Below are 11,305 nucleotides of genomic sequence, written 5' to 3' on the forward strand. Positions count from 1 at the left end.
GCTGATTAAATATAAAACCATTGACAAATAAAAGTTTGACCAATTTTAGGTCATTACAAAGTGCCAGCTTTTCCATTGTATAGAGCTGAAAAAGTGAGCATTTTGAGGTAACTATAGGAGAAAAATTACTCTTACTATTCTTAAGACAACCTTCTCTGTAACTCCTATTTCTCCTGTACCGATGATTCAGGTTTCGGCTGTCGCTGACATAAATGCGTAGCATTCCGCAGAAAATCGATCCTAGGACTCCGTAGGAACGTTGTATGTAACCTCCCTACCTTAATAAAAAGATTTATTTAGCAAACCCTAATTATCAATTATCAATTATTAATTATTAATTATAAAATGCTTCCCCTCCTAAAAAAAATCGGAGAAATTATCGCTAACTGGTGGTCTGAGTTTACCCTCCAGACTAAACTCATGGCAGTTATTACCCTGATAGTATCATTACTAATGAGTAGCTTCAGCTTTTGGGCAGTAAATACTATTCAAGAGGATGCTCGTCTCAATGATACTCGTTATGGTCGAGACCTGGGTCTATTATTAGCAGCTAATGTCGCCCCACTTGTAGCAGAAGGCGATCGCAACGAAGTGGCCCGTTTTTCCAGACTTTTCTACAAAAGTACCTCTAGTGTACGTTATATGCTCTATGCAGATGAGGAAGGAAAAATTTTCTTAGGTCTTCCTTTCTCAGAATCTGAGGTCAAAACATCCCTCACTCTCCGTCGTCGGATTCAACTACCAGAAGATTTTATGGCCAATATAGAAGCAGAAAATTTTGCTGCTTTACCTCTGGTGCGACAACATTTAACTCCTAATGGAGAATTAACGGATGTTTTTGTTCCCCTAATTAATGAGGGTAAATATTTAGGAGTTTTGGCAGTTGGAATTAATCCTAATCCCACTGTTGTTGTCTCTTCAAATCTGACTAGAGATGTGACTTTAGCAGTGTTTGTTTCTATCTGGGCAATGGTAATTTTAGGGGCAGTTTTTAATGCTTTGATTATTACTAAACCGATTAAGAAATTATCAGAAGGTGTGAAAAATATTGCTCAGGGAAATTTTAAACAAAGGATAGATTTACCCTTTGGAGGTGAATTAGGGGAACTGATTTTAAGCTTTAATGAAATGGGAGAACAGTTAGAGAGTTATAAGAAGCAAAATATTGAAGAATTAACGGCAGAAAAAGCTAAGTTAGAAACTTTAGTTTCTACTATTGCTGATGGTGCTTTATTATTAGATGCTAATTTACAATTGATATTAGTTAATCCGACGGCTAGACGTATTTTTAGTTGGGAAGAAAAAAATGTTATTGGTGGAAAGGTGACAGATAATTTACCTGTAGCTGTACAGATGGAATTAAATAGACCACTTTATCAAATATCTACAGGTGAAATAGAAGGTGGTGAATATCGTTGTACTTTAGATGAACCAAATAAACGTACAATTAGAATTTTATTAACAACTGTTCTTTTACACAGATCGTCAGGTACAGAGTCTCTTTGTCAAAGTTGTATTTATGATGCTTATGATAGTTGTAATTCTGCCGATCGTCCTGTCGCTAATGAATGCACACTTTATGAAAATCAATTAGAAACAGATTCTCTTTCTCCATATCGAAATAGTCTCAAAGGAATTGCTATGACTGTGCAAGATATTACGAGGGAAGTAGAATTAAATGAAGCAAAAGGTCAGTTTATTAGTAATGTCTCCCATGAATTAAGAACGCCTCTATTTAATATCAAATCTTTCATTGAAACTTTGCATGAATATGGGGAAGATTTAAGTGAAGTAGAAAGACGAGAATTTCTAGAAACTGCCAATCACGAAACAGATCGTTTGACTCGTTTAGTTAATGATGTATTAGATTTAAGTCGTCTAGAATCTTGTTTGATTTATCATCTAAATGCTGTTGATATTGCTCAACCAATAGAACAAACTTTAAGAACTTATCAACTTAATGCTAAAGATAAAAAAATAGAATTAAATTATGAGATAGAACCTAATTTGCCTCCTGTGGTCGGTCATTATGATTTATTACTACAAGTATTCGCTAATTTAGTAGGTAATGCTATGAAGTTTACTGAAGCAGGAGGTCGAATAGTAATTCGAGCTTATTTGTTAGAATCTGAGTTAGAAAATACCAATATAGAAGCTAAACAAATTGAAGAAGGAGGATGGATAGTTTCTCCTCCTCCTCCTCGACCAATAGAACTACATTTACAATCTGAAAATCATTCCGATCGGTTTGTCAGAATTGAAATTTCAGACACGGGAAGTGGTATTGAACCTGAAGACCAAGAGGCTATTTTTGAGAGGTTTTTCCGAGTAGAAAATCGCGTTCATACTTTGGAAGGAACAGGTTTAGGTTTGTCTATTGTTAGAAATATTATTGATAAGCATCATAGTAAGGTTAACTTAGTAAGTGAACTTGGTGTAGGTACAACTTTCTGGTTTGATTTAGCAGTATTTGAAGAAAAGTTAGTTCCAGAAGAAAATCAGTTATTAGAAGTAATTTAGAATTTAGAATTCAGAATTCAGAAGTTTATTATTGTAGGTTGTGTATTTACTTATATAATTTAAAGGGCAACAAACTTTTTGATAATTATTATTAGGTTTGTGTTAATTATTCATATTTTTATTTCTCCCCTACTCCTTACAGGGGTAAGTTTTTAATAAAGGGATGAGCGCACGCTATTTATTCAGTATAAAACTTCAAAAAAATGTGCGATTTTTATACAAAAAATCGCTGATTTCTCCTCCCACACTTCCCACCCTCCCCACACCTCAAGGCATAATTCTAAAAAACATACCCTTGTAACTTCCCCTACTCTCCTACTCTGTAAGCATTCAGCCGTCAGCTATCAGCTATCAGCTATGATTTTTGGTATAGGTTTAAAGCTATATTAATTGACCTAGAATAAAATCTTACTACAAAAGTTGTTAAAATCTATATTCATCTCAAACTACCTCCCATTATTAAAAAGCTAAGAGCTGACCACGAGCTAGCTGAATGCTTACCCTACTCTAGTCAAAAAGATAGTAAAAAACTGATAAGAATTAAAGTCAAAAACAACCACAAAATAGTATTTCTTTGAAACCAAAATTTGACAATTTTCAACCAACTATTATGATTAGTACCATAAGTAGAATCTGGTACAAGAGGTTCAGATTGGTCATGGAAAAGAGTACAATCTTTAGCGTAGGGACGTTGGGGAAAATTGCAGGTATCATCTAAATGGTAGAGGCAATTATTACACAAATATTCCTCTCCTTCAGCTTGATACAAAGGAATACCAGGATGACCAAAAGCTTTCAGAGGAAATTGACAATACGGACAAGCGATCGCCTGACTATCAACTTTTTGATGACAACGAGGACAATTTAACATTTTGATTATATTTTAAATCTATAGCAATCTACCCATGGGTTGTAATATTTTATCGTAGGGGTTTGGTCTCCAAACCTGAGCAAAAATTGGATTTGGAGACCAAATCCCTACAGTTTTTTCTCACATCTCATTCGGTGATTACTATATAAGTTCAATAACTTCAATAACTTCTTTGATCTACAGTTTAAGTGTCTAGCTTAATTTAAGTTAGTTGTTTGTATATACCTAAAAAGGGAAAAAAATATGAATAATACAGAAAATCTACTTCAACAACTTTTAATGATAGGTATTGGTACAACTTCCCTAGTGGCAGAAAAAATACAGGAAGTAACTAACCAATGGGTTAAAGATGGTACTATCAATCCAGACCAAGCTAAGACTTTTGTTGATGATATTATGGAGCAACTTAAGTCGGAACAGGGAAACTTGGAAGCTCAGATGGAGCGACAAATGCGGAATGTGATGCAGGATATAGGAGTTCCTCGTCAAGCAGAAATGGACGAACTGCGGGGTCGTTTGGATCGTTTGGAGCGTCAGATACGAGATTTGGAAAACCGTAACTGGCGTTAGATGAATTTAGAATTTAGAATTTAGAATTTAGAATTTGGAATTCAGAATATTATGAAGTCAGAAGTTAAATTCCCTGCACTGACTAAATTTGAGAAATGTGATAATGTTCTAACTTTCCTGAAGTTAGAAGTTAAATTTGCAGCAGGGACTAAATTTAAGAGGGGTGAAATGGAATTCAGTCTGCCTATATTTGACTATACTTTTAGTAACTATAATTCAAACTTGATGTGAGAATTTTTGACTTTTAACTTTTCAATTTTGAGTTAAATTAGGAGGTTTAATTTTGCGAGGAATTATTATTAGTCTGGGAATAGTAATAGTCTGTGGTTTAGTCTTGATTATTGCTCAAATTACAGGTTCGGGAAAAGAGGCAGTTGCTTCTCAAAATACATTAGGTACTGTAAATTCTACTGAAGTTCAGCAGGAAGTGGCAGAAGGTACTAAACTAAATCCAACAACTACAATGGCAGAAAATATTATGGACGAAGCAGTTACTACTGAATCTGGTCTTAAGTATATAGTTATAACAGAAGGAGATGGCGCTACTCCTAAAAGTGGTCAGACGGTGGTAGTTCACTATACTGGAACTTTAGAGGATGGTTCTAAGTTTGATAGTTCTCGCGATCGCAATCAACCTTTCCAATTTAAAGTTGGCGTAGGTCAAGTTATTAAAGGTTGGGATGAAGGAGTAGGTAGTATGAAAGTTGGTGAACGTCGTAAGTTGATTATTCCGTCAGAATTAGGGTATGGTTCCCGTGGTGCTGGTGGGGTTATACCTCCTAATGCTACTCTGATTTTTGATGTGGAATTATTGAGAATTGCGAATTAATTAAGCATTTACTGCGGACTGCTGCGCAAACAGCTATTAAATATTAGCAATTATAATTATTAATAGGGGATAGAGACTTGTTCTCTATTCCCTTTTTATATTGTTCTTTAATTCCTAAAAATTATATGTCAAATCTCACAATTAAAGACTTAGAAATATTGCAAGGTACTCTGAATGAAGTAGGTTTAGATTATCAATTAGAATTAGATGAAGGAAAGATATTAGTTATGGGTCTGTCGGATATTGTTTCTAGTGAAGTTGGTGTTCAGTTAATTAGATTATTAGGCAATTGGGTTTACCCACGTCGTCTCGGACGTTTGTTTGATTCTAGTGGTGCTTTTATTCTTCCAGATACTAATTTAAAGGTTCCTGATGTTTCTTTTGTTCGTGCCCAACGTTTGAAAAAAAGTGTTCGTTATTTTGGGGAGTTAGTGCCTGATTTAGTGGTAGAAATTAAGTCTCAAAGTGATAGGATTAAACTTTTAAAAAATAAAATAAAGAAGTATTTAGAATTAGGAGCAGAAGTAGGAATATTGATAGATCCTGACAAATAAATAGTTATTGTTTATCGTCCTAATGGTGAAGAAGTTGAGTTTAAAAATGGAGATATTTTGACTATTCCTGAGTTATTTGGTGAGTGGGAATTATCTATTGTTGAACTTTGGCCGCCTGTGTTTGATGATTAAGCATTTCCTGCGGACTGCTGCGCAAACAGCTATTAGCAGTCAGCTTTCAGCTTTTTTTACTTACGAATTAAGTCAAAATTTGTTGAAGAATGCTTATATACTAATCCTAAATGATTTGTGAAAAAAACTATAGCGGTTTAGTCGCCATGGTTGGGTTTGAATACCAAACCCCTACGATAAAATATTACAACCTATTTATAATTTCTATATTAACTGAAAAGCTACTTATTTATTCTATAAATTATCTGAAATATATCAATAATAATTCCTTCTTTCAAGTTTTTAGGTGTTCTTAGCGTACAAAATTCCTGTTTCGGCATAGTCTAGCCATAAATAATAAAACCTTATTTTCTTAAAAAGCACTCAATTTTGCTGATTCATTACCTTAAGTTTTAAAAAGTCTCTGTTCTCCCTATTTCCCCTTGACTTTTTGGGATAGTTCACTGTGATTTAGCCGACTTTTAGATTCTATTAAACTACCCTTATTTCATTGAGTTAAGTCTTAAAGAACCTCTAATTTTTTCTATAATTGTTGTAGAAGAATGATAGCTCGATCCATCAGGCATAATACATCCTTTCAAATTGGCATTGTTAAAATTTGTACGATCATCAATATTAGCACCTGTTAAGTTGGCTCCCCTTAAATCTGCATTACTAAAATCGGTATTTATTAATGTAGCATTGCTCAAGTTAGCCTTTCTTAAGTCAGCTTGCTCTAAAATGCTACCACTTAAATTAGCTCGATCAAAATCCACACTGTTTAAAAGAGCTGCCGTTAAGTTAGCCTTTGTTAAATTTGCCTTCACCAAAATAGATTGACGCAAATCAGCTTGAATTAAACTAGCTTCTATTAGTAAGGCATCTTTGAGATTAGCATTTCGCAAATCTGTCCTCTGTTTGTCACTTTCACCATTAAGCAGGGCATAACTTAAGTTAGCTTCTAATAAAGTTGTATAACGCATATTTGCCTCTTTTAAATAAGCTTCAGTCAAATTGGCTCTAGTTAAATTGGCATAAAGCATATTTGCCTCTTTTAAATAAGCTTGAGTCAAATTGGCTCTAGTTAAATTGGCATTGTCAAGTTTAGCTTGATAGAATCCAGCTTCTCTAAGATTTACATCAGATAAATTAGACTGATGTAGGTTGGCTTGACTCAGATCAATCTCTTGAAGATTAGCACGAGACAGATCGGCAGAAGTTAAGTTTCCTTTATTAAGTTTAGCCCCACTCAGGTCAGCGCCATTTAATTGAGCTTGTTGAAGATTTATATCTAATGCAGTTATCTGAGAAAGATTAGCCTGAATCAGCTTTGCATTACTGAGATTGACTTGATTGAAGGACATACCACTGAAATTGGTTCTTTCACAATTTGAACCTCGGAGATTAGTATCATTTAGACTTCCAACTCTGGGAAGCTTTTGATAAGAAGAGATATCGCATTTAATACACTTATTAGTTTCCACAAGTTTGTAGACATCTTTTCTCTTGTAGGCATAGGCAGGATTAGCTAATCCTAATAAAATTATTAGTCCTATAATTAATAGCAAAAGAGTTCTTACAGTATAAGATTTTATCTGAAATAATAATATTGATATAGATAATTTATCTTTGAATTTTGTTTGAAAAATAGTTGCTCCCATTGACTAATCCTCCTTAATATTTTTCACAACAATTCCTTTATCTGCTAGTAGTAAGTTTAGCCCTTCTATTTCATTAATTTTTCCTTCTTGTAGTTGCTTGATAACCTGAGAATCATTCTCTCTACGTTTTGCTGCAATAGAGAAAAGCCATACTCCTATGCCCGCTAAACCACCACTAAAGATATCATCTGCAGTTCCAAAAACTGGAATAAAATCTGGAATTATATCGGTTGGATTTAAAATTCCTATGACTCCCAATACAATATTAGTAATTCCTAAAACAAAATTACTTACCTCTTTTGGATCAAAAATTAACCAGGCTATTAACATGGATAATCCTAGCGGAGTTAGAATGAAAACAAAATGAAAAAGGTTTAATAGGTTACTAAAAATTGAGTAAAATGCATAAAAAAGTGCTTCTATATAAGAAAACCATTCTCGTAAAGGGATTGGTGGTAGAATATAATTGCTTTTTATGAAGTCAACAAAACTAAAAAATGTGTAGATTGAGGTAAATATTAGTAAGCATAATGCAATAGCTTTGGCAAAGTTATATTCTTTAAATCTAAAAAGATTAGCAGGAAAACTAGATAATGTTTCAATCCTGTAGGAATAGATTTCTTGGTTTTCTAGGGAGTCATCAGAGGTAAATAAATCGGTCATAATTAAGTTTTATTAATTGCAAAATTTTCTTTCTTAAGAGAGTAGGTTAATCAAAGTTTTGATGGCTATGTCTAAAACTCTATTCATATTTTAACTGATATTTATTCCTAAACTCTAACTTTCTTTGATATATAGAAATAGCGATCGCGAAGCGGAATGGAGTTCTATTACTGTCTAATATTTTATCTTTTAAGGATTGTTATTTTAAGTAGAAAGCTAATAGCTGAAGAGGCGATCGCTGACCAGCTATACTATTTTAGTTGAATAAAAAATCATGCTTAAATACGAATAATGCCATTAAAACTTTATAATATCAGAAAAATTGTGAGTCTGCAACCAAAAATCCTTGGCAGCGCGATTTTTTTTCAGGAGCTTCAGAGAATGAAAATATTGGTGATTTTCCACTCGATGGTAAAGAGCGATCACTCTCGCGGAAGGTCGTTCTATCGCTTCCTAACATTTATCTTGAAAATATCAGTAATTTGAGTTGAAGGCGGATAACTGATAACTGAAAAGAGGATGGATGGAAAATTTAATCAGGAAAAAGCCAGGATTTAGGAGTGCTTCACAAGATGAAAGTATTTCTGTTATTGCTCTAGGAAAAATTATTGAAGATTTAATTGTCCTTCTGATCAGGAAATTTGATTGAATAAAAAGTCATATACATATACGAATAAGCACATCTCAATATGAGCATATCAGAAAAAATGCAAGGATGCAACCCTAAATCCTTTGACGCGCGGATTTTTTTTGGTAGCTTCACAGAATGATAGTGTTTGTGGTTTTCCATAGACGAGGTTAGATGGAAAAATTTAATGATGAAAAAAAATGGATTGAGCGATCGCTCTCGCGGAAGGTCGTTCTATCGCTTCCTAACATTCATCTTGAAAATATCAGCAATTTGATAGGAAAAATTATTGAATACTTGATTGTCCTTCTGACAAGGAAATTGGGTTGAATAAAAAATCATGCGTATATGCGAACGGATCCAGCTAAATTTTATGATATCACAAAAATTCTGAGGCTGCAACCGAAAATCCTTTGACGCGCCGAATTTTTCAGGAGCTTTAGAGAATGAAAATGTTGGTGATTTTTCACGGAGGTGGGATGGATGGAAATATTTGACGAGGGTAAAACAACTATTTACGGGAAGTTCCATAAGATGAAAATTTTTTTGACATTGCTATTGGGAAAAATCCTTTGGCGCGCCGAACTTTTTTCAGGAGCTTCAGAGAATGAAAATGTTTGTGGTTTTCCACTGGATGGAAAGAGCGATCGCCTGACGAGTCGATTTTTTCAGGAGCTTCAGAGAATGAAAATGTTTGTGGTTTTCCACTGAGGTGGGATGGATGGAAATATTTGACGAGGGTAAAACAACTATTTACGGGAAGTTCCATAAGATGAAAATTTTTTTGACATTGCTATTGGGAAAAATCCTTTGGCGCGCCGAACTTTTTTTCAGGAGCTTCAGAGAATGAAAATATTGGTAATTTTTCACGGAGGTGGAATGGATGGAAATATTTGACGAGGGAAAACAAATATTGACGGGTTTCACAAGATGAAAATTTTTTTGGCATTGCTTCTGGGAAAATTCCTTTAACGCGCCGAACTTTTTGGAGCTTCAGAGGATGAAAATGTTAGTGATTTTTCACAGAGGAGGGATGGATGGAAATATTTGACGAGGGAAAAACAAGTATTTGCTGGAAGCTTCACAAGATGAAAATATTTCTGGCATTGTTCCTGGGAAAATTCCTGAATATTTGATTGCCTCTTAGCATGGAAAGAGCGATCGCGAAGGGGAACGGAGTTCTATTGCTCTTTTAGCAGACTCTAAACTTAGGAAAAAAGCTAACTGCTAAAAGCTGACCGCTGAAAGCTTATCTTTTATTAATTGCCAAATTCCTAAACTTAGTAAACTGGGGGTCAAACAACAACTTCACCGTACCAGTCGGACCATTCCGATGCTTAGTAATAATAACCTCAGCAATACCTTGGTCTGGAGTATCCGGGGAATAATACTCATCTCGATAAAGCATAATAACTAGATCGGCATCCTGCTCAATAGAGTTATGAACGACAATCTCATTCGCCACAAAATTATGAAGACCAGGAACAGTTAAATCAAAAACCTCCTCCTCCCCATCAGGGATTATTTCGACAATTTCATCCCATTCTACATCAATTTCCGTACAGCCTTCCCACTCACGAGACTTAACAACAGACCCTAACTTTCCACCATATTTTGGCCCAAGATCTGCTTGAGACAGAAATTGCCCACAATACAATATTGAACATTTAAGCATTTTTTGACTCAAAATAGCAAGAGAATCCCCAATATTCAGACTATTCAACTGTTTCCAACCCCCCATAGAAAAGAAAGGATGATTAGCCGTCGCGCGAATCAATTTTCCCGAAGAAGTTTGCAGACGAAAGATAGGTTTAACCCCAGTAGAAAAAACCCGACTAACCATGGCAGACTCAAATTTTCCAGTATTTTCATTCAAAGCAAAAACAGGAAAATTTGATTGATTAACCAGACGAGAAATAGGAATTTTTTTACCATCAACTAAATAAATTAAAGTCTCGGCAGTCAAACAACCAGACTCCCTTAAGTCAGACATCATTGGTCTTTTATTAGTTCGAGACTCCACACTTCTACTAAGTTGAGACAAAGCAATAATCGGCACCGAAAGTTCCCGCGCCAAACCTTTTAAATTTCTAGTAATTCTTGCTAACTCCAAGACTCGATTATCAGTATTACTGCCTTCCATTAACTGTAAATAATCTAATAAAATTAATCCTAACGCCCCACCTTGTTCACTTTGAAGTTGTCTAGCTTTGGAACGAATTTCATTAACAGTAATATTAGGAGTATCATCAATAAAAATTGGCATTTCCGAAAGAGTACCAATAGCGGAAGTTAAAGGTTCCCATTCATTCTGACTAATACGCCCAGACCGTAGTCTATTACTTTCAATTTTTGCCTCACTAGCTAATAGTCTTAATACCAATTGCTCCTTAGACATTTCCAAACTAAAAATAGCGACTGGTAACTTTTGGTTAGCGGCAATACTATGACCAATATTTACAGCAAAGCTAGTATTGTGAAGACAAATATCATTACCTACAAAATTATGAGTTTCTGGTATGGTCAGATCGTATACTTGCTTGTCTCCTACTGGTTCTATAGAGACAATTTCATCCCAGAAAATATCTGTATTTTCTAATTGCTCATTCCAGGAATTATCCAGTTTAGCTAAATTTAATCTATCCGAGTCTAAACTCTGACTTTCCGAGGGAAGGTTTCCGATATCTGTGAGAAAATTTTTCCTACATATAGTATCAGCAGTAGTTAAATTCTCAGAATTTTTAGTAGAGGGTATTTTTCCCCTTCTACTATTTACTGACCTATGTTTAGATTCGGCAAAATTTGCCATCAGACTCACCAATTCATCCCAGAAAATTTCCGTCTTTTCTAATTGCTCATTCCAGGAATTATCCAGTTTAGCTAAATTTAATCTATCCG

Annotated in this window: 8 protein-coding genes and 1 pseudogene; 4 read left to right on the plus strand and 5 right to left on the minus strand. The window is 34.6% G+C overall.

Annotation, left to right across the window (positions count from 1 at the left end):
• Positions 1-345 precede the first annotated feature (345 nt).
• Positions 346-2,520 (plus strand): ATP-binding protein, encoded by a 2,175-nt coding sequence (locus ACP6PK_RS11650; RefSeq protein ID WP_426559744.1) that lies wholly within the window; start codon positions 346-348, stop codon positions 2,518-2,520.
• A gap of 511 nt (positions 2,521-3,031) precedes the next feature.
• Here the strand turns inward: ACP6PK_RS11650 and ACP6PK_RS11655 are convergent.
• A complete protein-coding gene (locus tag ACP6PK_RS11655) occupies positions 3,032-3,391 on the minus strand; it encodes a zinc ribbon domain-containing protein (RefSeq protein ID WP_094675275.1) in 360 nt (119 codons plus the stop codon).
• Between the two features lie 243 nt (positions 3,392-3,634).
• Between ACP6PK_RS11655 and ACP6PK_RS11660 the strand changes: the two genes are divergently transcribed.
• The 3 genes and pseudogenes from ACP6PK_RS11660 (at position 3,635) to ACP6PK_RS11670 (ending at position 5,476) form a co-directional block, all read left to right on the plus strand.
• Entirely contained in the window at positions 3,635-3,961 is a 327-nt protein-coding gene (locus ACP6PK_RS11660) for a phasin family protein (protein ID WP_094675277.1), read from the plus strand.
• 283 nt (positions 3,962-4,244) lie between these two features.
• Positions 4,245-4,790: an FKBP-type peptidyl-prolyl cis-trans isomerase gene (locus ACP6PK_RS11665; RefSeq protein ID WP_426559745.1), complete on the plus strand. Its 546-nt coding sequence runs from the start codon at positions 4,245-4,247 to the stop codon at positions 4,788-4,790.
• A gap of 125 nt (positions 4,791-4,915) precedes the next feature.
• Positions 4,916-5,476: pseudogene (locus tag ACP6PK_RS11670) on the plus strand (Uma2 family endonuclease).
• Positions 5,477-5,958: 482 nt separating this feature from the next.
• On the opposite strand, the gene ACP6PK_RS11675 reads toward ACP6PK_RS11670, so the two are convergent.
• The 4 genes from ACP6PK_RS11675 to dnaB form a co-directional block, all read right to left on the minus strand.
• Positions 5,959-7,116, minus strand: a complete 1,158-nt coding sequence (locus tag ACP6PK_RS11675; RefSeq protein WP_426559746.1) for a pentapeptide repeat-containing protein — start codon at positions 7,114-7,116, stop codon at positions 5,959-5,961.
• A 3-nt stretch (positions 7,117-7,119) separates the two neighbouring features.
• Positions 7,120-7,779, minus strand: a complete 660-nt coding sequence (locus tag ACP6PK_RS11680) for a YkvA family protein (protein WP_094675285.1) — start codon at positions 7,777-7,779, stop codon at positions 7,120-7,122.
• A gap of 1,139 nt (positions 7,780-8,918) precedes the next feature.
• Complete coding sequence (locus ACP6PK_RS11685) at positions 8,919-9,176, minus strand: hypothetical protein (protein ID WP_426559747.1); 258 nt, start codon at positions 9,174-9,176, stop codon at positions 8,919-8,921.
• Between the two features lie 480 nt (positions 9,177-9,656).
• Positions 9,657-11,305, minus strand: a 1,649-nt coding sequence (gene dnaB, locus ACP6PK_RS11690; RefSeq protein WP_426559748.1) for a replicative DNA helicase, incomplete at its 5' end; no start/stop codon positions are given.

This window comes from Dapis hubbardiae BLCC-M172, from assembly GCF_050016015.1.
Taxonomy (GTDB): domain Bacteria; phylum Cyanobacteriota; class Cyanobacteriia; order Cyanobacteriales; family Microcoleaceae; genus Trichodesmium.

Coding starts and splice junctions, on each gene's coding strand:
- ACP6PK_RS11675 (WP_426559746.1), bottom strand. CDS start 7,116: ATGGGAGCAACTATTTTTCAAACAAAATTCAAAGATAAATTATCTATA.
- ACP6PK_RS11655 (WP_094675275.1), bottom strand. CDS start 3,391: ATGTTAAATTGTCCTCGTTGTCATCAAAAAGTTGATAGTCAGGCGATC.
- ACP6PK_RS11650 (WP_426559744.1), top strand. CDS start 346: ATGCTTCCCCTCCTAAAAAAAATCGGAGAAATTATCGCTAACTGGTGG.
- ACP6PK_RS11685 (WP_426559747.1), bottom strand. CDS start 9,176: ATGGAACTTCCCGTAAATAGTTGTTTTACCCTCGTCAAATATTTCCAT.
- ACP6PK_RS11680 (WP_094675285.1), bottom strand. CDS start 7,779: ATGACCGATTTATTTACCTCTGATGACTCCCTAGAAAACCAAGAAATC.
- ACP6PK_RS11660 (WP_094675277.1), top strand. CDS start 3,635: ATGAATAATACAGAAAATCTACTTCAACAACTTTTAATGATAGGTATT.